This is a genomic window from Pseudomonas sp. UBA5706 (assembly GCF_002419965.1).
Classification (GTDB): Bacteria; Pseudomonadota; Gammaproteobacteria; order Pseudomonadales; family Pseudomonadaceae; genus Aquipseudomonas.
Genome location: NZ_DIHC01000006.1, coordinates 68,787 through 92,132, shown reverse-complemented (window position 1 = coordinate 92,132; position 23,346 = coordinate 68,787). Strand labels below are relative to the sequence as shown.

The following is a 23,346-nucleotide window of genomic DNA, read 5'->3' as shown; positions in this document are numbered from 1 at the left end:
TCGCAGAATAAAAACAATAGCCAGAGTGGACTCGATGAAGATAAAAGGCATCCGTTGGTGGATGGTCGCCCTGATTACAGGCGGCCTCATCGTCAACTATCTCGCACGCAACACCCTCTCCGTTGCCGCTCCGACCATGATGAGCGAGCTCAACATTTCCACCGAACAGTACTCGCACGTCGTGATTGCCTGGCAGATGGGCTACGCGTTCATGCAGCCGGTCGCGGGCTATGTGATTGATGCCATCGGCACCAAACTCGGTTTTGCGCTGTTCGCCGTAGCGTGGTCGGTTGCCTGCGCATCGGCAGCCGTGGCGACGGGGTGGCAGAGCCTTGCGTTCTTGCGCAGCTTGCTGGGCATCACAGAAGCCGCGGGGTTTCCTGCGGCCATCAAGGCCACCACTGAATGGTTTCCAGCCAAGGAACGTTCGGTCGCCATCGGCTGGTTCAACATCGGCTCATCCATCGGTGCACTGCTCGCCCCGCCACTGGTGGTATGGGCCATCCTGCACAATGGCTGGCAAGTGGCGTTCATCATTGTCGGCGGCTTGGGTCTGTTATGGAGTGCGGGCTGGTTGCTGCTTTACAAACACCCGCGCAATCAGCGTCTACTGGGGGATCAGGAGCGCAATTACATTCTGGCCGGGCAGGAGTCCCACCTCAAAGACGCTCCGACCCAGCGGGCCAGCTGGAAAAAGATAGTGGGCACTCGCAACTTCTACGCCATCGCGTCGGCGCGGATGTTGTCCGAGCCCGCCTGGCAGACCTTCAACGCCTGGATTCCGCTGTATTTGATGACCGAGCGACACATGAACATCAAGGAAATCGCCATGTTCGCCTGGCTGCCTTTCCTCGCGGCCGATATTGGCTGTGTGCTCGGCGGCTATCTAAGCCCGTTTTTCCACAAGCATCTGAATGTGTCGCTGCTGACCTCTCGCAAAATGGTCATGGTCTTCGGCTCGCTGTGCATGATCGGCCCGGGCTGCATCGGCTTGGTCGACAGCCCTTACGTGGCCATTGCCTTACTGTGTGCGGGCGGTTTTGCCCATCAGACCCTCTCCGGAGCGCTCTACGCCATCACCTCGGACTCCTTCGGCAAAAACGAAGTGGGCACCGCGACTGGCCTGGGCGGCATGTTCGGTTTCCTGGGCGCGGCGTTGTTCACCCTGGTGCTGGGAATCATGGTCACCAAAGTCGGTTACTCACCCTTGTTCGTAGCCTTGGCTGCGTTCGATCTCGTGGCAGCAGCCATCATCTGGTTTGTCACCAAACCCCTGGTGACGCCCGCCGCGACGGTGCAATCCAGTGATGCACCGTCCAAGTCCCCGGACGTTATCCCCACTGTGTAAGACCGTCATCCCCATGAGAGCGAGCTTGCTCGCAAAGGCGCAATCACCAGACCGAGCCAATCTGGAATCGAATGCCCTTTCGCACGCAAGCTCCCTCCCGCGAGGGGGCGTGTTTGATCCGCCCAGGTGCGAAGGCTCGAGGCGAGCTGCATTCGCGAAGAGACCGGATGACAGCCACGTGTCGATCTCAGCCGCCAGGCCCTCCCCCACCCGTTGATCCTCCCGCAACCCGATCCAGTTACTCATGGCTCGCCTCTGCCGACGCTTCGGCAGGTTTGGTCGTGCGCTGTGCAATGGCGTACCAGTCCAGGTTGCGGGTCAACACCATGAACACTACCAACAGGCTGAAAAGCAGCAGCGAGCCCATCAGCAGCGCATAGTCTTCGGCACTGAGCAGCCCGTAGAGCAAGGCGTACAGCGCACCCAGCCCCACACCAAAAGCCCAGCCGCGGGCCACGCTGCGCAGCACATGACAGACATAAAAACCGAGCAGCGCGACGCAGCCGCTCGCCGAAATCAGGTACGCCAGACCGAACCCGATATGCTCGGACAACGACAACAGCAGCAGATAGAAAAGCGCCAGTGCAGCCCCCACCAACGCGTATTGCACCGGGTGTACGGCCAGCCCCTTAAGCACTTCGAACAGCAGGAAACCGGCAAACGTCAGCGCAATGAACAACAGCGCGTATTTGATCGAGCGATCGCTCTTCAGATACTGGTCGACCGGGGCAATGAAGCTCACGCCAAAACTTCGGTCCGTGAACTCATTGCAGACCGTGTCTGCAGCGCAGCGATTGAGGGTGTCTTGCAGGTTGGTGGAAAAGAACGACGTTTGCCACGTGGCGGTGAAGTCGGTCTGGGATATTTCCCGGGTGGTCGGTAGGTAATTACCCATGAAACTGGGGTGCGGCCAATCCGCTTTCAGACTCACCGTGCTGGACTTGCCCACAGGCGTGATCTGCAACTGCCCGGTGCCTTGCAGCCGCAGATCGAAAGCGAAGCTCAGACGCCTCTTTTCAGCCCCGGTTTCCAACGGCAGCATTGCCCGCACGCCTTCGCCGAGCAATGGCACATCAGTCCCTGGAATGAACGCCCGTTTCTCGCCATCAAGGTTCAGCTCAAGGGCGTTTTCGATGCCACGGATATCCGAAATGCCGATCGCGAGAAACGGCTCATCGAATTGATATTCGGCAAACTCGTCGCCGATCCCGAAGTGCTCGGGCAACACGAATTGGCCGCTGATGGTGTTATCGGCGTGAAACAGCCGAGCCTCATAGATGCCCCTGGCCCGGACCTCGGTCTTCACATCGCCGTTAAGTTCGAATTGATCCGGCAGGAAATACAACCGGCCGCGCTCTTCGACCGTTTCCTCATAACGTTGCTGGCTCGCATTGAGCCGGGAGACCTGAACCTTTTTGCGGTAAGGCACTATCACTAGCGGCCCGCTGATTTGCTGGCTATAGCTTGAACTGCGGGCGATGTCTGCGACGACCTCGTCGCGTCGATTCTGCCGATCCTCAACGATCCCGTGGATCATGATCAACGGGATCATCAGCAGCAGGATCAACAGCCCGATCATCCCCAATTTGTATAACGACATGCCCTTGCTCATACGGCTCTCCCGGTTTTCGATCGGCAGAGTGTGCAAAGCCTGTGTGCAGAGATGATGGGGGGAATGTGGAGATTGTGTGGAGTGCGGCTGGCACTGCAACTGAACCCAGCGTTACGACCGCAGGGTCAGGCTCACCAAAACCCCACCTGCAACGTTGGCAATGCCGAACGCGCCACCATGCAATTGCACCACTTCCTCGACAAAGTTGAGCCCGAGCCCCGTACTCTTGCGTCCGCTGTCGGGTCTTGGCAGTGAATAAAAGCGCTCGCTCAAGCGAGGCAACGCATAGTCCGGGATGGGCTCGGCGCTGTTGAAAAGCATCACCTTCAGCTCATCGCCCTTCTGCTCGGCATCGAAACGCAGGGTGCCGTTGACCGGCGTGAAATCCAGCGCGTTTTCCAGCAGATTGGCAAACGCCTGTCTCAGCAGGAACCGCTCGCCGATCAGCCTGACCTGCGACGTGATCAACTGCTCGACCTCCAACTGCTTGCCGGTGATGCGAACGTGCTGCGCGGCCAGCGTTTCGTCGATCAATTGAGCCAGGACAATGACCGCGTGCTCTTCCAGCCCCTGGCGCTGCTCGACCATCGCCAGATTCAACAACCGTTCGACCAGTTGCTGAACCCGCGCGCTTTCGCGATCGATGTTGCCGACGAAGCGGCGTCGCTGCTCAGCCGGCATGTCTTCATGCAGCAGTTCCGCCGCGCCGCGAATCGCTGCCAACGGGCTCTTCAACTCATGGGTCAGCGTGTGCACATAACGCTCCACGTACGCCTTGCCTTCCAACTGTGTACGCATGTGCTCTACGGCAGCGGACAGCTGCGCCAATTCGCCTCCTCGGTAGTGCGGCAGTGCAACGCGGTGGCCCTCGCTGACAGCCTGAGCGTAGGCTGTCAGACGCCGCAACGACTTGCTCAACCACCACGACAATAAACCTGCGAACAGCAACCCCAGCACCATCAGGCCCGCGCCGTACCAGAGCAAACGCCGCTCGGTCCGGTCGACATAGGGCTGCAATGAGCTATTGGGTTTGGCGACCGTCACCACGCCGATGATCTGGCCGTCGTTGCGGATCGGCGCACCGACGTGCATGACTGAGGAGTTCTTATCCTGTGGATCGCTGCGGGTCGAACGAGCGCCATATTCGCCGCGCAAGGTCAGGTAGACATCATTCCAGCGCGAGTAGTCCTGGCCCACGGCCTCGCCGCTGGAGTCGAGCAACACGATGCCATGAGTGTCGGTGACATAAACCCGGTTATTTACCTGATTCTTCGGCATGCCCCAGATGTTCGCTCCGGGCTGTCGCAAGCCGTAGGCTTTGAGCACCTCTGGGTAATGACTCTGGCTCAACGTGCCGTTTCTTACATCGTTGCGCAGCACTTCGGCCAGCAGATTGGCGGTATCGACCAGCGTTTCTTCGGTGGATTGGCGCACGCCCGGGCGCACTTCCTTCATCACGGTATTGAGCACGAAGAAGCCGGTCAGGCCGATGAATAGCGCATAAACCAGAAAGATCCGCAAACCCAGGCGCATCAGCTGCGATCCGGGCTATAGCTGTAACCCAAACCGCGATGCGTCTGAATCGGCTCGGCGTCGGCAGCAATCAGGCGCAGTTTGGCGCGTACGCTTTTGATATGGCTGTCGATGCTGCGCTCATAACCGGCATCGCTGGGTACGCCGACGGCATCGAGCAATTGCTCGCGACTGAACACCCGCTGCGGTTGCTCCAGCAGACATTGCAGCAGGCGGAATTCATGACGGGTGAGGTTCAGCGTGTGCCCCCGGTAGCTGATCAGCACCCGATCGGCGTCGATCGAAAATTGCCCGGCACGGGTAGATGACGGCTCAATGCGCGGCGTCGTACGTTTGAGGATTGCCCGAACTCGTGCGGTGATTTCACGCGGGCTGAACGGCTTGACGACGTAATCATCCGCACCGATTTCAAGACCGACGACGCGATCGATTTCGCCATCGCGAGCACTGAGAAACATCACCGGTACTTCGCTGAAACGGCGCAGTTGCTTGCAGGTTTCAAAACCGCTGATGTCGGGTAAGCCGATGTCGAGGATGATCAGATCGGCGGGGGTATTGCGCTGATGCTCGACGGCCGCCAGCCCCAGGGTTAACCAAGTCGTGGTGAAACCCTCGCCCTGCAAGGCATAGACGAGGGTGTCGGCGATGGCGGCTTCGTCTTCGACAATCAGAATGTGGGGCATGGCATCCGAGCACCGGTTCTAAAGCCGGAACGGTGCCGGATATCAGCCCTGCACGTCAATCAGCACTCGGGTTTGTCGGCCGTGTAACGGCGTGCAGGGTTTACTGCCGCGCCGAATTCACGCAAGGCTTTAGCGCCGATCAGCAGCGGATAGTTGAAGTGGCTGCGGTCCACGAGGTTGACCTCGACGGTACGCTTGACGTTGCCCAGGCACAGTTCAAGGTCCACCACAGGGCGCTTGGTCGGGTCCACCGGCTCGTCTTCATCCTCACCGTCTGCGCGGCCCTTGATACGGCTGATACGCGAAACCTTGTGCTCGTAGACCTTGTTGTCTGCGTCCTTGGTTGCCAGGCGGAATCGCACCCAGTCATCGCCATCGCGCTTGAACAACTCGATGTCCTTGGCCGACAGCGATGCAGTGAGCGCGCCGGTGTCCATCTTGGCCTTGAACGTCTCGCTGAATTCGGAGACCTGGATGTACTCGTAGCGGCCATACAACGTCGGTTCGGCGGCCATGACAGGCAACGCCAGCAGGGACAAAAGCGCCAGAAGGGATTTCACGTAACAGGTTCCTCGCAATGAATGGGCGTCGCACGGGCCCGATTTTAGACCGCAACTTTGTGTATCGTTCGCTTACCAAAGAAGAACCTGACGCTACACCTCCGCAGGTGAAACATCTGTCGACGACCGTCGGATTTGGCTACTGCGACCTACCTGCTTATCATTGCCCGCCCTTTTCATCCGCCACGAGTGATTTATGCGTCACCTGCTCACTGGAATTGCTGTCACGCTGCTGCTCTTGCTCAACACACTGGTGCTGTTTGGGCCGCTGATGATCTTCGCGCTGCTCAAGCTGATATTTCAGAGCGAAATGCGTGATCGCTGTTCGTGGGCCGTGATGTGGATCGCCGAGACCTGGATCGAGGTCAACAAGCTGATCTTCAGCCTGTGCCTTCCGACCCGCTGGGAAATCAGCGGCCATGAAGGCCTGCGCGGCGACACCTCATACCTGGTGATCAGCAACCACCAATCCTGGGTAGACATTCCGGCACTGGTCCAGGCGCTCAATCGTCGCACGCCGTTCTTTAAATTCTTCCTCAAGAAAGAGCTGATCTGGGTGCCCTTTCTGGGCCTGGCCTGGTGGGCGCTCGACTACCCCTTCATGAAGCGCTACACCAAGGCGTTTCTGGCGAAGAACCCTGAGCTTAAGGGCAAGGATCTGGAAATCACCAAAGAGGCGTGTGAGCTGTTCAAGCGCCAGCCGGTCACGGTAGTGAATTATCTGGAAGGCACGCGCTTTACGCCCGGCAAACATGCCGAACAGGCATCGCCCTATCATCACTTGCTCAAGCCCAAGGCCGGCGGCGTTGCTTTTGTGCTGGCGACTATGGGCGAGCAACTGGACGCTGTGCTGGATGTCACTGTGGTCTACCCGAGCGAGCGCATTCCTGGCTTTTGGGACCTGATTTCGGGTCGGGTGCCACGAGTGATCGTCGACATCCAGACCCTCGAACTCGACGCCGCATTGTGGCAAGGCGATTACGAAAACGATCCGGCGTTTCGGGAATACGTCCAGGCGTGGGTGAATCGGTTGTGGGTAGAGAAAAATGCACGGATCGAGGCGTTGCGTGGCGGTGTGCCACGCGCCTGACGCCTGCCTTCAGCAAGTTCAGCGTTGAGTTCGCCCCCCTCTGGAATTACTTGGCTCCCCAAGCCCCGCTCAACGCTGAAAGCGCAGAACCACTGGCGCCTTGCTGACCGAGGTATTGCAGGATCACCGGAACGAATTGGCTCACCATCGCGCTGTCCATGCCCAGCGCGCTGAAGGCTTTGTCCACGTCGCCCATGCTCTGCACGTTGCCCAATGCGTTATTGATGGCCGAGTTGCTGCTGCCTGATTTGCCTAGCATGCTGCCCAGGCCACCCAGGCTGCCGAGCGCAGAGGTGCCAGAGAGCTGATCCAGACCCGGCACCGATTGGCTCAGCTGTGTGTAGTCGTTGCCGGAAAGCTTATTCTTGGCCAGTCCCAACAGCGCACCGGTGCCACCGACTGCCTGTTGCGGGGTGACATTCAATTGCGTGCCCAAGGTATTGAGCAGACCGGCGGCTTCAGGCGCTGCGGTGGCCTTCTGCTGACCGCCGGTGGCGTTGGAAACGGCGTTTGCGGCGTCGTTAAGGTTGAACGCGAAAACCGGTGTTGCCGCCAGCGCTATCAACGTCGCCAATGCAGCGCCGCGTGCGTTTTTCATTGAAACCTTCATTGAAACAACCTCTCTTGCCGGGGAACCGGCCTTGGCCGGCTAACCACGCGTTGGACCCCGCTGCGCAAGTAAGTTCAAAGGGGCCGGCGTCGGCGCCCGCGACCGATTTGTACCGGGTCGCTGCATCCACTTCATGCAGCGCTGCGTATCCCTCGCACGGACAGACATTTTCTTTCCGACAAAAACAGGGATTTTGACCATGAAACGCTATTCGATTAAATCTCCACTGATCGCAAGCCTGCTGACCCTGGCGTTATCTACCACCCTCGTAACAGGCACCTCACACGCCGCCGACAGGATGCATCAGGACGTCATGGTGGGCGGGCAAGCCATGTCGCCGGGCAAGACCATCGTCGACAACGCAATGAATTCGGCCGATCACACGACATTGGTCGCCGCAGTGAAAGCAGCGGGCCTGGTTGACACACTCAAAGGCAAAGGCCCCTTCACCGTGTTCGCACCTGTCAACTCAGCCTTTGCAGCGCTGCCTGCCGGCACGGTCGATACGCTGCTCAAGCCGGAAAACAAAGCCACGCTGACCAAGATTCTCACCTACCACGTGGTGCCGGGAAATCTGGACATGGTGGAACTGAGCAAGCGGATCAAAGCCGGGGGCGGCAAAACCGAGCTAACCACGGTCGCCGGAGGCAAGCTTTGGTTGATGATGAATGGCCCGCACAACATCGTGATCAAGGATGAAAAGGGCAATGTCGCAGACATCAGTACGTACGATGTCATGCAGTCAAACGGTGTGATCCATGTGATCGATAAAGTGCTAATGCCTAAAAGTTGATGGCGCATTGCCGGTGCTGCCGCGAGCAGCATCGGTTTCCTCTCTACAACGCGAGTAAAAAAGGTGTTTGGAACTGCGACTCAACCTAGACTAATCTGCCAGCATTCTGGCCCTCATCATGGCCGCCGCCGCACCCATCCCGGGAGAATGCTTATTTCCTCTGTCGACGCCGATGAATTACGGCAACTGCTTGCCCAATGCTCGCTCGGCAACCGCCGCGCTTTCGAAAATCTCTATCGCAAGGTTTCCGGGCATCTGTTTGCCGTGGCGCTGCGCTGCATGGGTCACCGCGACCCTGCTGAAGACGTGCTACAGGAAGCCTTCGTGCGGATCTGGAACAGCGCCTCGCAGTACGAGCCGAACCTTTCGGCACCGATGACCTGGATGGTCAGCATCACCCGCAACAAGGCCATCGACCACCTGCGCAAACACCGCGAAGACCCGCTTACCGATGAGCAGGCGCTGGCGCTGGCCGACCCGTCGTCATCGGCTTATGAGCAAATCGAAAGCCTTCGAGATGCTGCGGCGCTGCAACGCTGTCTGGACACACTGGAAGGCATGCAGCGGCAATCGATCGTCACGGCATATTTTCACGGCGCTTCCCACAGTGAGCTGGTGTCGCAATTGGCAGCGCCGCTGGGCACCGTCAAATCGTGGATCCGCCGTGGCATGGAACGGCTGCGCAGGTGCCTGGAATCATGAACTATCGCCAACCTGAATTACGACGCGCCCTGGCCGCCGATTACGCCATCGGCCTGATGCCCTTGACGGCTCGCAGGCGCTTCGAAAACCTGCTGCTCGATGACCCGGACCTGCGCGCCGAAGTCGCACGGTGGCAGGAAAGCCTGGTCGGGCTGACCGGCTCGCTCGAACCGCAACCGGTTTCCGATCACGTGTGGCAGCGCATCGTCGCGCGCATTGAGCCGCAGCGTCTGCACGTGCCGGAAAAACCACCGTTCTGGAGCTGGATGCGGGTCGCCGCCATGGCCTGCTCGCTGTTGATCGCCGTCCTTGTGGGTGTGATCTACACCCGCGACAAACCGGACTTCAACGCCACGCTGGTCGCCGACAATCAGCAGCCGGCGCTGACCGTCCAGGCGTTCGACCGATACCTGAAAGTCGAACCGCTGGCCGTGGCCTCTGTCGACAGTGACCGCACTCTGGAGCTGTGGGCAATTGCGGCGGACGGTGTTCCCGTCTCGCTCGGCGTGCTGCCGAACGATGGCAAAGGTCGCATTGAGTTGAACGAACGCCAGCGCAAACTGCTCAGCGGGCAGACGACAATGGCCATCAGCCTGGAACCGAAAGGTGGCTCACCAACGGGCAAACCGACCGGTCCGATCTTGTATAAGGGGCAATTGGCTTCGTTGTAGAGGCCGCGCTCTGTCAAGGAATCGCGACGCCAATCAGGCGTTGCGGTTCGAAGATTCGGTCCGGTTGACGGGCCCACAATGCCGAACCTGACTTGATCGGTGGACGCGTGCTGACTGCATTGGCAAATCGTTCGCCGTTGCGCAGTTAAAACAGCGTCGTCACGGGCGCGCCTTTCGCTGCGCCTACGGCCAATAGCTTATTGCGATAAACGCAATCGCGAATCGGTCCTAAAACTGTCAATTCTGCCAGTAGGCAACTCGCGTCGAGCATCACAAAATCGAGGTCGCTAGCCACCCAAAAAATGTAACGGAGTATATGATCATGAAACATGGAATCGCTTGGGCTGCACTGACCACGCTCTTGATCGCGGGTAATGTCTACGCTGAGGCAGATATTTCCATCTGCCCGAAAGTGAGCGATATCAAGGCATCGGCGTTCAAAAGTGACGATGCTCACCTGCCGGCCCCTTATAACGAGGGCTATCAATATGAAGCCGTCGGCGCGAACGGGAAAAAATGGCGTGGCGAAACAATGGCAACCGCTGACAGCTTTCTGGAAAGCAAGTACGAACTCCGAGCTGATACCGTGGACGACCAGGACAAAAAAGTGATCTGCAACTATGTCGGAACCACCATTACTGACATGAACGGCACAGTCTCGAAACCGTATCTTAAGATGGGCATGGAAAAATGAAGAAAGGCGACCCGAAGGTCGCCTTTCAACATAGGATCGGCAGGCCTATGCCGCGCTAAACAGCTTGTGCGGGTCGATCACGAATTTCTTCGGAACGCCTGCGTCGAACTCACCATAACCGCGCGGTGCGTCGTCGAGACTGATGACTTGCACGCCAACCACTTCGGCGATGTTGATGCGGTCCCACATGATGGCCTGCATCAGTTGGCGGTTGTACTTCATGACCGGGGTCTGACCGGTGTGGAAGCTGTGGGATTTGGCCCAACCCAGGCCGAAACGAATGCTCAGGCTGCCGACTTTCGCGGCGGCATCCACGGCGCCCGGATCTTCGGTGACGTACAGGCCAGGAATACCGATCTTGCCCGCTACGCGGACCACGCCCATCAGTGAGTTGAGCACGGTGGCCGGGGCTTCGGCCTTGGCGCCTGCGTGGCCATGGCCTCGGGCTTCGAAGCCTACAGCGTCGACGGCGCAGTCCACTTCCGGCTCGCCCAGCAATTCGGCGATCTGCTCGTGCAGCGGCGTGTCTTTGGACAGGTCGGCGATTTCAAAGCCCTGCGCCTTGGCATGAGCCAGCCGCACCGGATTGACGTCGCCGACGATCACCACCGCGGCGCCCAGCAGACGTGCGGAGGCGGCAGCCGCCAACCCCACAGGACCTGCCCCGGCGATGTACACCGAGCTGCCAGGCCCTACGCCAGCGGTCACCGCGCCGTGGTAACCGGTCGGCAGAATGTCGGAAAGACAGGTCAGGTCGCGGATCTTTTCCATGGCCTTGTCGCGATTCGGCAGTTTGAGCAGGTTGAAGTCGGCATACGGCACCAGCACGTATTCGGCCTGGCCGCCGGTCCAGTCACCCATGTCGACGTAGCCGTAAGCACCACCGGCACGCGCCGGGTTGACGGTCAGGCACACGCCGGTGTGTTGTTCCTTGCAGGACCGGCACCGGCCGCAGGCAACGTTGAAGGGCACCGAGACCAGATCGCCGATTTGCAGGTTTTCGACGTCGCTGCCCTTCTCGATCACCTCACCGGTGATCTCATGGCCCAGTACCAGGCCGACCTGGGCAGTGGTGCGACCGCGCACCATGTGCTGGTCGGAACCACAAATGTTGGTAGAGACCACGCGCAGAATGACCCCATGCTCGATCTTCTTGCCGCGCGGGTCCTGCATTTTGGGATAGTCGATCTTCTGCACTTCGACCTTGCCTGCGCCGAGATACACCACACCACGATTACCAGACATGCTTTCACCTCGCTGATTGTTGTTATGAATACAGCCGTGTAGCGGAGTTATGCGTTGCTTGGGATGGCGGCAACGCACTGATTCTTGATCGTTCCCACGCTCCGCGTGGTCATGCAGCCCATGACGCTGCGCGTCAGACATCGCACGCAAAGCGCACCAGGCGATCCCCCACGCGGAGCGTAGGAGCCAACAGTGTCTTACAGGACCACCGTTCGATTGGCGTTGAGAAACACCCGCCGCTCAATGTGATAGCCCACCGCGCGGGCCAGGGTCAGGCCCTCGATGTCGCGCCCCTTGGCAATCAGGTCCTCGGGGTAGTGGCTATGATCCACGGCCTCGACGCCCTGGGCGATAATCGGGCCCTCATCCAGATCGTTATTGATGTAATGCGCCGTGGCACCGACCAGCTTCACGCCCTTGTTGTAGGCCTGGTGGTAAGGCTTGGCGCCCTTGAAGCCCGGTAACAGCGAGTGATGAATGTTGATCGCTTTGCCATCGAGCTTGCGGCACAGCTCCGGCGACAGCACTTGCATGTAGCGGGCAAGCACCACCAGTTCGGCGCCAGACTCCTCGATCACCTGCCAGACCTTGGCTTCCTGGGAAGGCTTGTCGTGCGGGTCGAGTGGGAAATGGTAGTAGGGAATCTCGTGCCAGCGCGCCAAAGGTTCGAGATCGGGGTGATTGGAGACCACGGCGACAACGTCCATCGACAGTTGGTTGATGCGCTGACGATAGAGCAGATCGTTCAGGCAGTGGTCGGCCTTGGAGACCATGATCACCACTTTTGGCCGGTAGTTCGGCGCTGTCAGCTCGAAAACCATACCAAAAGCCTGTCCGCGTTCGGCCAGGCCTGCGCGAAACGAGGCTTCATCGAAGCCGTCGGGCTGGCGAAATTCGACGCGAATGAAAAAGCGGCTGGACAGCCGGTCGTCGAACGAATGGTGCTCGGTGACATAGCAACCCTGCTCGAACAGATAGCGCGTCACCGCGTCTACCGTGCCCAGCACACTGGGGCAGTCAGCGGTCAAAATCCAGGTATCGGGGGCGCGGCTCATGCCTATTCCTCTGATCGTTTCCACGCTCCGCGTGGGAATGCATTTCAGGATCCTGTGCGTCCATCACAATGACGCGAAGCATCAGGGGCGGCGTTCCCACGCAAACGGTTCGACGCCTCGACGTAGGAACGATCATCTGTGCTGTGCTTACTGGCCAATTCGCGGGAAAGCTCGCTCGCACAAGTGAGGTGTCATGCCGGACTCAAGCGGCGATGCCCAAGCCATACTCGGCGCTCGCATCCTGCAGCCATAACCACCAGTAGTCGGCAAAGCTGCGGCGGATGACCAGCTCCCAGGTGTCTTCGCCGGTACGGCGAATCACCAGTTGCGACTTGGCAAACACAGTCCCGACGGCCTTACCCACCGGGAAATTGCTCGGGTGCACGTCATAGCTGGTGGATTTCATCAACACTTCGCGCGCATTCGGGCCGGTCAGTTCCAGCAGCGATTGACCGCCGCTGACGTTGACGATCGCAATGTGCTGGCGATCGAGCGCTTCGCGCAGTTTCTGCTCGATGGCAAATTCCTCACCGGTCGGCACGATCAGCAGCCACTCATCCGGGCCAAGCCACTGGATCGAGCGTTCGCCATCGGACACCAGCCTCAGCGCGCCGGGCAGTTCCATGCCCAGCGCCTTGTGCACGCCGGCTGCGAACAGCGGATCATGGCCGTTGCCACGAAGGGTCAGGTGGCCCAGCAGTCTTTTCTCGCGCAGCACCACACCCGGGTTGGTGCGGCCTTTGCCGACCAGGCTTTTCAGGTCGGCGTGAAACAGTGGCGACTCGGCTTTGACGTCGGTCGTTGGCCGCTGTTGATAAACGTTGGCTGTGGTCATAGAGCACCTGTGTTGAATTCTGTCGTTTCATCGGACCAAGCATCGCGGGGCAGCAATCGCGAATAATCCGCCCTCACAGGACACAGCAGTCCAATGTGGGAGCGGATTTATCCGCGAATCGGCTTACTCCACGTTCTGCCGCTCACCCTTCGGATCAAAGAACACCGAGGACACGATCTCGGCCTCGATCACCGATCCATCCGCCTGCGGGGAAAACACCCGCTCACCCATGCGTTTCAGGCCGCCCTTGACCACGCCCATGGCAAACGAGTAACCCAGCGAGTTGGCTGCGTAGCTCGATGTCACGTGGCCGACCATCGTCATCGGGATCGACTGTTTCGGATCGAACACCAACTGCGCGCCCTCTGGCAGCCACGTGTTCGGATCAACGGGCTTGAGGCCCACCAACTGCTTGCGGTCTTCACGTAAGCAGTCTTCGCGGTTCATCCCGCGCTGGCCGATCCACGAGAACGGCTTGGTACGACCGACGCACCAGCCCATGTTCAGGTCGTCCGGCGTCATCGAGCCGTCGGTGTCCTGACCGACGATGATGAAACCCTTCTCGGCCCGCAGCACGTGCATGGTCTCGGTGCCGTACGGCGTCAGGTTGAACTGCTTGCCAGCCTCGGCAATTTTTTCCAGCACGCCCATGGCGTAGTCGGCCTGAATGTTCACTTCGTAGGAAAGCTCGCCAGTGAAGGAAATCCGGAAAACGCGAGCGGGTACGCCACCGACCAGACCTTCTTTCCAGGTCATGAACGGGAAGGCTTCACGCCCCAGGTCGATGTCGGTCACTTCGCTGAGCAGCTTGCGACTGTTCGGGCCCGACAGGGTCAGAGTCGCGTAATGGTCGGTCACCGAGGTGAAGTACACCCTCAGGTCCGGCCACTCGGTTTGCTGATAGATCTCCAGCCACTGCAGCACGCGGGCTGCGCCGCCCGTGGTGGTGGTCATGATGAAGTGGTTGTCGGCGACGCAGGCGGTCACGCCGTCGTCGAAGACCATGCCGTCTTCCTTGCACATCAGACCGTAGCGCGCTTTGCCCACGTCGAGCTTGGTCCAGGCGTTGGTGTAGATGCGGTTCAGAAACTCCCGTGCATCGGGGCCCTGAATGTCGATCTTGCCCAGGGTCGAGGCGTCCAGCAGGCCGACGCTGTCACGCACGGCCTTGCATTCGCGACGCACCGCCGCATGAATATCTTCTCCGGCCTTGGGGAAATACCACGGACGTTTCCACTGACCGACGTCTTCGAATTCGGCGCCATTCTTGACGTGCCAAGCGTGCAGCGCGGTGAAGCGCACAGGCTCGAAGATGTGGCCGCAATGCCGGCCGGCTACCGCGCCAAACGTCACCGGCGTGTAGTTCGGGCGGAACATGGTAGTGCCCATTTCCGGGATCGTGACGTTCAGCGAACGGGCCGCGATGGCCAGGCCGTTGACGTTGCCCAGCTTGCCCTGATCGGTGCCGAAGCCCAGGGCGGTGTAACGCTTGACGTGCTCGACCGACTCGAAACCTTCGCGGGTCGCCAGTTCGATGCCAGCGGCTGTCACGTCGTTCTGCAGATCGACGAATTGCTTCGGCGCACGGGTTGTGGATTTCTCATGGGGCACCTGGAACAGCGCCAATGTCGGTTCCTCTACGCGGCTCAGCGCTTTTGGAATCACGCCTTCGACGGGCTGGAAACCAGCTTCGCTGGCGGCACGTACGCCACCTTCAAAACCGTCGGCAAGCGCATCACCCAGTGCATACACCCCGTTCACGCCACCGACGCAGATGCGCTTCTGCGGCGCTTCACCCGGTACGAAACCGAGGATGTCTTCACGCCAGACCGGCTTGCCACCCAGGTGCGACGCCAAGTGCACGATCGGGCTGTAGCCGCCGGAGCTGGCCACCAGATCACAGTCCAGCCATTCGCCGGGGCTGGTGACCTTGTGCGCTTTGACGTCGATGGCTGCAACGCGGGCGCCACTCACGCGCTTGCTGCCGCGGGCTTCGATCACCGCGCTGCCGGTGAGGATGCGGATACCTTTGGCACGCGCCTCTTCCACCAGCGCGCCGCGCGGGTTGTGGCGCGCATCGGCCACGGCGACCACTTGCAGACCGGCATCAAGCCAGTCCAGCGCAACGCGATAGGCGTAGTCGTTGTTGGTCGATAGCACCAGTTTTTTGCCCGGTGCCACACCATAGCGGCGGACATAGGTTGAAACAGCCCCGGCCAGCATGTTGCCCGGCACGTCGTTATTGCCATACACCAGCGGACGCTCGTGAGTCCCGCTTGCCAGCACCACACGTTTGGCGCGGACGCGGTGCATGCGCTGACGCACCTGGCCGATGGGCGCACGGTCGCCGAGATGATCGGTCAGGCGCTCGTGAATGGTCAGGAAATTGTGGTCGTGATAGCCGTTGACCGTGGCGCGTGGCAGCAGCACCACATTGTCCAGCCCCTTGAGCTCGGCAACGACGGTGGCGACCCACTCCGCTGCGGGTTTGCCATCGAGGCTTTCGCGGGAGTCCAGCAGACTGCCGCCGAACTCTTCCTGTTCGTCGGCAACGATCACTCGAGCGCCAGTGCGTGCGGCAGCCAGGGCAGCCGCGAGACCGGCAGGGCCTGCGCCGACCACCAGCACGTCACAGTGCTGGTTCATGTTGTCGTAGGTGTCAGGGTCGATTTCAGTCGGTGAACGCCCAAGACCTGCAGCCTTGCGAATGTACTTCTCGTAGGTCATCCAGAACGATTGCGGGTACATGAAGGTTTTGTAGTAGAAGCCCGGTGGCATCAGTTTGCCGCCGACCTTGCCGAGAATTCCCATCATGTCAGTGTTCACGCTCGGCCAGCCGTTGGTGCTGGTCGCGACCAGACCCGAGTACAGCGCCTGTTGCGTGGCGCGCACGTTGGGGATCTGCGTGGCTTCGGTAGCACCGATCTGCAACACCGCGTTGGGCTCTTCGGAACCCGCTGCAAAGATGCCGCGAGGACGCGAGTATTTGAAGCTGCGACCAATGATGTCGACGCCATTGGCCAGCAGGGCTGCGGCCAGGGTGTCGCCTTCAAAACCCTGATAGGTCTGGCCGTTGAAACTGAAGTTCAGGACCTTGCTGCGGTCGATGCGACCACCGTTGGGCAGGCGATTGGACTGGCTCATACCTGATCTCCCTGCGTGTTCTTGATTGCAGACGCCGGTGTTTCACTGAACTGAGGCTGGGTGCCAATCGGGTAGGTTTCGAGAATTTCGTACGTCATGGTGTTGCGCGTAACGTTGAAATACTGACGGCAACCGGCGGCATGAATCCACAGCTCGTGGTGCTGGCCGCGCGAATTGTCGCGAAAGAACATGTAGTCGCCCCACTCGGCGTCGGTGCAGGCCGCCGGATCCAGTGGACGCGGGATGTGGGCCTGGCCTGAGGGGTGGAATTCCTCTTCGGAGCGCAGTTCGCCACAGTGAGGACAGAAGATGTGCAGCATCGGAGTTTCTCCTGTGAGCGGTTAGTGCGCGACAGCCGCAGCGCCGTGTTCATCGATCAATGCGCCATTGTGGAAACGGTCGATTGAGAAAGGTTTGGCCAGCGGGTGCATTTCACCCTTGGCAAGGCTTGCGGCAAATACGTTGCCCGAGCCCGGCGTTGCCTTGAAGCCGCCGGTACCCCAACCACAGTTGAAGAACATGTTCGGCACAGGGGTCTTGGAAATGATCGGGCAGGCGTCCGGCGTGGTGTCGACGATGCCGCCCCACTGACGGTTCATACGCACGCGCGACAGCACCGGGAACATCTCGACGATGGCCTGAATGGTGTGCTCGATCACCGGGTACGAACCGCGCTGACCGTAGCCGACCCAGCCGTCGATGCCGGCACCGATCACCAGGTCGCCCTTGTCGGACTGGCTGATATACCCGTGCACGGCGTTGGACATGATCACGCTGTCGATAATCGGCTTGATCGGCTCGGACACCAGCGCTTGCAGTGGATGCGATTCGACCGGCAGCCGGAAACCGGCAAGCTTGGCCATGTGCCCGGAGTTACCGGCAGTCACCACACCGACCCGATTGGCGCCGATGAAGCCTTTGTTGGTTTCGACGCCAATGCACACGCCGTTTTCCTTGCGAAAGCCGGTCACCTCGGTCTGTTGAATCAGGTCCACGCCCAAGGCGTCGGCGGCGCGGGCAAAGCCCCAGGCCACGGCGTCATGACGGGCGACACCGCCGCGACGTTGCACGGTTGCGCCGATGATCGGGTAGCGGGTGTTTCGGGAGCAATCCAGATACGGAATCTCTTCGGCCACTTGCTTGCCGTTGAGCAGTTCGCCATCCACGCCGTTCAAGCGGTTGGCGCTGACGCGGCGTTCGGAGTCGCGCATGTCCTGCAGCGTATGGCACAGGTTGTAGACGCCGCGCTGGGAGAACATGACGTTGTAGTTCAGGTCCTGAGACAGGCCTTCCCACAGTTTCATCGCGTGTTCGTACAGGTGAGCCGATTCGTCCCACAAATAGTTGGATCGCACGATGGTGGTATTGCGGGCGGTGTTGCCACCGCCCAGCCAGCCCTTCTCGACCACCGCCACATTAGTAATGCCGTGTTCCTTGGCCAGGTAGTAGGCCGTCGCCAGCCCGTGCCCACCGCCACCAACAATAACCACGTCATAGACTTTTTTCGGGGTCGGCGTACGCCACATGCGCTGCCAGTTTTCGTGGTGGCTGAGGGAGTGTTTGAAGAGGCCGAAGCCTGAGTAATGCTGCATGGTGCTCCTCCTGTCTCAGCGGTAGACCGGGAAATCGGCGCACAGCGCGGCAACCTGGCCTGCAACGTTGGCCTCGACATCGGCATCGCCCAGGTTATCGAGGATGTCGCAGATCCAACCGGCCAGCGTGATGCATTGGGTGACTTTGAAACCGCGAGTGGTGACCGCCGGGGTGCCAATGCGCAGGCCCGAAGTCACGAACGGCGACTGCGGATCGTTGGGTACGGCGTTCTTGTTGACGGTGATGTGTGCCCGACCCAGCGCGGCGTCGGCGTCTTTACCGGTCAGGCCCTGACGGATGAGGCTGACGAGGAACAAATGGTTGTCGGTGCCGCCGGACACCACGTCGTAACCGCGCTCGATGAACACCTGCGCCATGGCCTGGGCGTTGTCGATCACTTGCTGCTGATACGCCTTGAAACTAGGCTCCATCGCCTCTTTGAAACACACCGCCTTGCCCGCGATGACGTGCATCAGCGGGCCGCCCTGTGCACCCGGAAATACAGCGGAATTAAGCTTTTTCTCGATGTCTTCGTTGGCCTTGGCCAGGATCAGCCCGCCACGTGGCCCACGCAGGGTCTTGTGGGTGGTGGTGGTGACCACATCGGCATACGGCAGCGGGTTCGGGTACAGGCCAGCGGCGACCAGCCCGGCGACGTGGGCCATGTCGACGAACAACAGTGCGCCCACTTTGTCAGCGATCTGGCGGAAGCGTGGAAAGTCCAGGGTCTTGGAGTAGGCCGAGAAACCGGCAACGATCATTTTCGGCTGGTGTTCGACCGCCAGGCGCTCGACTTCGTCGTAATCGATCAGGCCGGTGGTCGTGTCGATACCGTACTGCACGGCGTTGTACAGCTTGCCCGAGGACGACACCTTGGCACCATGGGTCAAGTGGCCGCCGTGGGCCAGGCTCATGCCCAGAATCGTATCGCCCGCCTGCAGCAAGGCCAGGTAAACGGCGCTGTTGGCCGAAGAGCCGGAATGCGGCTGGACGTTGGCATAGTCGGCGCCGAACAGCAGCTTGGCGCGATCGATGGCCAGTTGTTCGACCTTATCGACGTGTTCGCAACCGCCGTAGTAGCGCTTGCCGGGATAGCCTTCGGCGTATTTGTTGGTCAGGCCGCTGCCCTGAGCCTGCATCACGCGCTTGCTGGTGTAGTTCTCCGAGGCGATCAGCTCGATATGATCTTCCTGACGCTGATCTTCGGCGTTCATAGCAGCCAACAGTGCATCGTCATAACCCTGGATCTGGTCTAGCTTGCTGAACATCGCGGTTCTCCCAGCGGCGGCGCGGCGCCTGAATGATCGACAGGGCTTTCGAATTGCCCTTTGGAGCGATGGTAGGGCTGACGCAGACTGCCCAGATGCCTGCGCACGCCACACAAAGGCGCGTTTACGACATGGGTTGCAGAGCCGGTGAATGCGGGGTATCAGAAGTGTCGCGTTGTCTGAATTTATGACTGCTTCGCAGCCAATCGTCGGCAAGCCGGACTCCTACGCCCTCCGGGCAGAGGCGACACTGCGCAAACAAAAATGCTCGGGCGAGGCCGGATATCTTGGCCGAGCAAATTGAGACAGACCCGGTCATGCCCTTGATTCTGGCCGAAGGCCGTACGCGTCCGGGCAGAGGCGAAACCGCGCAAACAAAAATGCTCGGGCGACGCCGGATATCTTGGCAGAGCAAATTGAGACAGACCCGGTCGTGCCCTTGATTCTGGCCGAAGGCCGTAGGAGTCCGGCTTGCCGACGATCTGCCGGGAACCGGCAGCAGAGCCTGTGAATGCGGGGTATCAGAAGAATCGCGGCGTCTGGATTTATGACTGCTTCGCAGCCAATCGTCGGCAAGCCGGACTCCTACGCCCTCCGGGCAGAGGCGAAACCGCGCAAACAAAATGCTCGGGCGAGGCCGGATATCTTGGCCGAGCAAATTGAGACAGACCCGGTCATGCCCTTGATTCTGGCCGAAGGCCGTAGGAGTCCGGCTTGCCGACGATCTGCCGGGAACCGGCAGCAGAGCCTGTGAATGCGGGGTATCAGAAGAATCGCGTTGTCTGAATTTATGACTGCTCCGCAGCCAATCGTCGGCAAGCCGGACTCCTACGCCCTCCGGGCAGAGGCGAAACCGCGCAAACAAAAATCCCCGGGCGAGGCCGGGGATTTGGGTGGGGCGGATGCCGCTATCAGACCGATTTTGCAGGTAACTGACCGTCGGCCCGGAACATCCCGCGAATGCCGCGCACGGCCTGACGAATTCGGTCCTGATTCTCGATCAGGGCGAAACGCACATGGTCGTCGCCGTACTCACCAAAACCGACCCCCGGCGAAACGCAGACCTTGGCTTCGAGCAACAGCTTCTTGGCGAACTCCAGCGAACCCAGGTGCGCATAGGCTTCGGGAATCTTTGCCCAGACGTACATCGACGCTTTGGGGTTTTCCACCATCCACCCCAGTTCGTGCAGACCCTTGACCAGCACATTGCGCCGTTGGCGGTATTGCTCGGCGATGTCGAGCACGCATTGCTGATCGCCCTCCAGCGCCGCGATGGCCGCTACCTGCAGCGGGGTGAAGGTGCCGTAGTCGTGGTAACTCTTGATCCGCGCCAGAGCGTTGACCAACTCCGGGTTACCGACCATGAAACCGATCCGCCAGCCCGCCATGTTGTAGCTCTTGGATAAGGTGAAAAACTCCACCGCAATGTCCTTGGCGCCCGGCACCTGCATGATCGACGGGGCTTTCCAGCCGTCATACACGATGTCGGCGTAAGCCAGGTCATGCACCACCAGCACGTCGTACTGCTTGGCCAGCGCAACCACGCGCTCGAAAAAATCCAGCTCCACGCACTGCGCGGTCGGGTTGGACGGGAAGCCCAGGATCATCATCTTCGGCTTTGGAATCGAGCCGCGAATGGCCTTTTCCAGCTCGGCGAAGAAGTCCACACCCGGCACCAGCGGCACGGAGCGCACCTGCGCACCGGCAATCACGGCACCGTAGATGTGAATCGGATAACTGGGGTTGGGCACCAGCACCGTGTCTCCCTGATCGAGGGTGGCAAGCATCAGGTGCGCCAGGCCCTCTTTCGAACCAATAGTGACGATGGCTTCGCTCTCAGGGTCGATGTCGACTTCGAAGCGCTTTTTGTACCAGCTGGAAATCGCCCGACGCAGACGCGGAATGCCACGCGAAGTCGAGTAGCCGTGAGTGTCTTCACGTTGGGCGACGGTTACCAGTTTTTCGACGATGTGCGGCGGCGTTGCCCCATCGGGGTTGCCCATGCTCAGGTCGATGATGTCCTCACCACGACGACGAGCAGCCATTTTCAGCTCGGCAGTGATGTTGAACACGTAAGGGGGGAGTCGATCGATGCGCGCAAAACGGCGCGGCGAACCTTGGTCTGCCATGCTGGCCTCTGAAGACGTAAGCGCCCGGAACCGTCCGAGCGACGCTGGCCACTGCGGTGGCCTGTGCGGACGATAATGGCAGTGATGGCGGTTTGTCCAGCCCCCACATGTACTGCTTCAAATAGAATTTCAGACGAATGGAAGTTAAAACCTGTCACTTATGACAGTTATCAACATCCTTGAAAGGGTGGACACTCATGTGGCACGAAACGGGCAAAGGAGAAGCCATAATGCGTATCGATATCTATATTAATGATGACGAAGTGAATGATTCCGTTCCAAGTGAGTTGCTGTCATTCGCGCTCGAAAGCGATGAGATTGTACTGGCCGGTGAAAAATACCAGGTCCAGCGTAGACGCCAAAACAACAGCGAAAGCGTATTAGAAATTCAGTTAACGACAAGTATACCAAGTGCCTCGTTAAAGAAAGGAATAATGAATGAACCAAGGAGTGCTCGGCCACAGCCCCGAACTGCTGCTGACAGGCTCGGACCCCAAGTGATCGACAACTACTATATCAACAATAACAATAACAATAACAATAACAACAACAATAACAACAACAACGACAACGACAACGACAACGACAACGACAACGACAACGACAACAATATCACGCGCGATAGAAATCAACCGACCAACACAAAAACACGTTCAATCACTATTGACGCAGACAGTATAAAATCGGATAAAACTGCCCAGAACCTGTTAAAAACGGCGGTGCAAAAAACGACTGAATACGGTAAGAACCACGTAACAGTGAGAAGTCGGTTACTGGACCTAGACCTTAAAAAGTGGGAGATCACTCTTGAAGAATGACCCACGTTCACCGTGGGGGTAAGCGGTGCTAGACGTTGTAGGGCGTCGCCGGTTAATCCGGCGCAATGAACAACTGCGTGAGAGGATCCCGCTAGCGCGAAACTATAGCCGCGGCCCTTGCAACAAGCCAATGTGCGAGCCCTGTTTAAGGCAGGGCTGTTTTTTCGCCAATACGAGTTAAAAGCACCTGAAGCCAAACAACAGCAAAAAATGCAGCGGATAAATAAGGTACGCCCAGCGCCGCATCGGCCAGACGATGAACGCCGGGCGCCAGCGCAACAACGCAAGCCCCGCCCACGGCCCGAGCAGGCAGGCAATCAGCGCGCCTATTGAAACCGGGTCGCCCCAGCGCATGCCGTCGATGATCTTCGGCCATTCATTGCTCAACAGGCACACCACGCCGGGCAGCACCGCCAGCCACAGCGACCTGTGCAGTACCAACAGACACGCGCTGGGTAACAGCACGCCATAGGTGCCGAACATCAATTGCGGGCCGAATACGACACCGATACCCAGCGCCACAAGCCCCAGGATTCGCGACGACCACGAACGGCTGAACATCCCTTGCGCCATCAACAGGCCTAACGCCAGCGTCGGCAGAACATTCAACGTTGTCACGTCCTCGGCCATGTACAAGCGATAAGGAAACTCCGCCACGACCGAAAACACCGCCAGCCATGCCAGGTATTTCCAGTTTGGCCGTGTCTGACTCCCGTGCGCCACGCTACGCCCGACATTCATCGCTATCGCCAGGCAGAACCAGGCAAATGCCAGGCGCCCTGGCACGTACAGCCCATCGACATGCCAGCCCACATAGCGCAGGTGATCGAGGACCATGCTTAGCATCGCCAGCCACTTGAGCAGGTCCAGTGCCCGATCACGCACAGGTTGTTGGTTTGAATTCGTCTCGCTCATCTCACTTCGCTGTCTGACTGAATGTTGTGACGCAAGAATGCATGACCA

21 protein-coding genes are annotated in these 23,346 nt (G+C 59.5%); 7 read left to right on the top strand and 14 right to left on the bottom strand.

Annotated features, from left to right (window positions below; genetic code table 11):
- The first annotated feature begins 34 nt into the window (after positions 1 to 34).
- Complete coding sequence (locus B3I26_RS03310; protein ID WP_296255052.1) at positions 35 to 1,348, top strand: MFS transporter; 1,314 nt, start codon at positions 35 to 37, stop codon at positions 1,346 to 1,348.
- A 238-nt stretch (positions 1,349 to 1,586) separates the two neighbouring features.
- Here B3I26_RS03310 and creD read toward each other — a convergent pair whose 3' ends face one another.
- The 4 genes from creD to B3I26_RS03290 form a co-directional block, all read right to left on the bottom strand.
- Entirely contained in the window at positions 1,587 to 2,960 is a 1,374-nt protein-coding gene (gene creD, locus B3I26_RS03305; protein WP_296255051.1) for a cell envelope integrity protein CreD, read from the bottom strand.
- Positions 2,961 to 3,071: 111 nt separating this feature from the next.
- Entirely contained in the window at positions 3,072 to 4,493 is a 1,422-nt protein-coding gene (gene creC, locus B3I26_RS03300) for a two-component system sensor histidine kinase CreC (protein WP_296255050.1), read from the bottom strand.
- On the bottom strand, positions 4,493 to 5,176 hold the full coding sequence (gene creB, locus B3I26_RS03295; protein ID WP_296255048.1) for a two-component system response regulator CreB: 684 nt from the start codon (positions 5,174 to 5,176) through the stop codon (positions 4,493 to 4,495). The genes creC and creB overlap by 1 nt, the downstream gene beginning before the upstream one ends.
- Positions 5,177 to 5,235: 59 nt before the next feature.
- On the bottom strand, positions 5,236 to 5,736 hold the full coding sequence (locus B3I26_RS03290; protein ID WP_296255047.1) for an ATP-dependent zinc protease: 501 nt from the start codon (positions 5,734 to 5,736) through the stop codon (positions 5,236 to 5,238).
- 196 nt (positions 5,737 to 5,932) lie between these two features.
- Between B3I26_RS03290 and B3I26_RS03285 the strand changes: the two genes are divergently transcribed.
- Positions 5,933 to 6,826 carry an acyltransferase gene (locus tag B3I26_RS03285; protein ID WP_296255046.1) on the top strand — a complete coding sequence of 298 codons (894 nt, stop codon included), beginning with the start codon at positions 5,933 to 5,935 and terminating at the stop codon, positions 6,824 to 6,826.
- Positions 6,827 to 6,872: 46 nt separating this feature from the next.
- Here B3I26_RS03285 and B3I26_RS03280 read toward each other — a convergent pair whose 3' ends face one another.
- Positions 6,873 to 7,424 carry a DUF2780 domain-containing protein gene (locus B3I26_RS03280; RefSeq protein WP_296255045.1) on the bottom strand — a complete coding sequence of 184 codons (552 nt, stop codon included), beginning with the start codon at positions 7,422 to 7,424 and terminating at the stop codon, positions 6,873 to 6,875.
- A 211-nt stretch (positions 7,425 to 7,635) separates the two neighbouring features.
- Here B3I26_RS03280 and B3I26_RS03275 point away from each other — a divergent pair, with 211 nt between their 5' ends.
- From B3I26_RS03275 to B3I26_RS03260, 4 genes are all read left to right on the top strand, one after another.
- On the top strand, positions 7,636 to 8,229 hold the full coding sequence (locus B3I26_RS03275) for a fasciclin domain-containing protein (RefSeq protein WP_296255044.1): 594 nt from the start codon (positions 7,636 to 7,638) through the stop codon (positions 8,227 to 8,229).
- A gap of 147 nt (positions 8,230 to 8,376) precedes the next feature.
- Entirely contained in the window at positions 8,377 to 8,931 is a 555-nt protein-coding gene (locus B3I26_RS03270; RefSeq protein WP_296255043.1) for a sigma-70 family RNA polymerase sigma factor, read from the top strand.
- Entirely contained in the window at positions 8,928 to 9,602 is a 675-nt protein-coding gene (locus tag B3I26_RS03265) for an anti-sigma factor (protein WP_296255042.1), read from the top strand. The genes B3I26_RS03270 and B3I26_RS03265 overlap by 4 nt, the downstream gene beginning before the upstream one ends.
- A gap of 322 nt (positions 9,603 to 9,924) precedes the next feature.
- On the top strand, positions 9,925 to 10,296 hold the full coding sequence (locus B3I26_RS03260; protein WP_296255041.1) for a hypothetical protein: 372 nt from the start codon (positions 9,925 to 9,927) through the stop codon (positions 10,294 to 10,296).
- A 45-nt stretch (positions 10,297 to 10,341) separates the two neighbouring features.
- Here B3I26_RS03260 and fdhA read toward each other — a convergent pair whose 3' ends face one another.
- The 8 genes from fdhA to alaC form a co-directional block, all read right to left on the bottom strand.
- Positions 10,342 to 11,541: a formaldehyde dehydrogenase, glutathione-independent gene (gene fdhA / locus B3I26_RS03255; protein ID WP_296255039.1), complete on the bottom strand. Its 1,200-nt coding sequence runs from the start codon at positions 11,539 to 11,541 to the stop codon at positions 10,342 to 10,344.
- Between the two features lie 197 nt (positions 11,542 to 11,738).
- The gene (gene purU, locus B3I26_RS03250; protein ID WP_296255037.1) at positions 11,739 to 12,596 is read right to left on the bottom strand and encodes a formyltetrahydrofolate deformylase; all 858 of its coding nucleotides are present in this window, start codon (positions 12,594 to 12,596) and stop codon (positions 11,739 to 11,741) included.
- 202 nt (positions 12,597 to 12,798) lie between these two features.
- A complete protein-coding gene (locus B3I26_RS03245) occupies positions 12,799 to 13,431 on the bottom strand; it encodes a sarcosine oxidase subunit gamma (protein ID WP_296255035.1) in 633 nt (210 codons plus the stop codon).
- A gap of 123 nt (positions 13,432 to 13,554) precedes the next feature.
- Complete coding sequence (locus B3I26_RS03240; protein WP_296255033.1) at positions 13,555 to 16,575, bottom strand: sarcosine oxidase subunit alpha; 3,021 nt, start codon at positions 16,573 to 16,575, stop codon at positions 13,555 to 13,557.
- Positions 16,572 to 16,895, bottom strand: coding sequence for a sarcosine oxidase subunit delta (locus B3I26_RS03235; protein ID WP_296255032.1), 324 nt, complete (start codon positions 16,893 to 16,895; stop codon positions 16,572 to 16,574). Before B3I26_RS03235 ends, B3I26_RS03240 begins: the two co-directional genes overlap by 4 nt.
- A 21-nt stretch (positions 16,896 to 16,916) precedes the next feature.
- Positions 16,917 to 18,167, bottom strand: coding sequence for a sarcosine oxidase subunit beta family protein (locus tag B3I26_RS03230; protein WP_296255030.1), 1,251 nt, complete (start codon positions 18,165 to 18,167; stop codon positions 16,917 to 16,919).
- A 15-nt stretch (positions 18,168 to 18,182) separates the two neighbouring features.
- The gene (gene glyA, locus B3I26_RS03225; RefSeq protein ID WP_296255028.1) at positions 18,183 to 19,436 is read right to left on the bottom strand and encodes a serine hydroxymethyltransferase; all 1,254 of its coding nucleotides are present in this window, start codon (positions 19,434 to 19,436) and stop codon (positions 18,183 to 18,185) included.
- A 911-nt stretch (positions 19,437 to 20,347) separates the two neighbouring features.
- Positions 20,348 to 21,565 (bottom strand): alanine transaminase, encoded by a 1,218-nt coding sequence (alaC, locus tag B3I26_RS03220; RefSeq protein ID WP_296255026.1) that lies wholly within the window; start codon positions 21,563 to 21,565, stop codon positions 20,348 to 20,350.
- A 230-nt stretch (positions 21,566 to 21,795) separates the two neighbouring features.
- On the opposite strand from alaC, the gene B3I26_RS03215 reads away from it, so the two are divergent.
- Positions 21,796 to 22,383, top strand: a complete 588-nt coding sequence (locus tag B3I26_RS03215) for a hypothetical protein (RefSeq protein WP_296255024.1) — start codon at positions 21,796 to 21,798, stop codon at positions 22,381 to 22,383.
- A gap of 177 nt (positions 22,384 to 22,560) precedes the next feature.
- On the opposite strand, the gene B3I26_RS03210 is transcribed toward B3I26_RS03215, so the two are convergent.
- Positions 22,561 to 23,298, bottom strand: coding sequence for a TraX family protein (locus B3I26_RS03210; protein ID WP_296255022.1), 738 nt, complete (start codon positions 23,296 to 23,298; stop codon positions 22,561 to 22,563).
- Positions 23,299 to 23,346 lie beyond the last annotated feature (48 nt).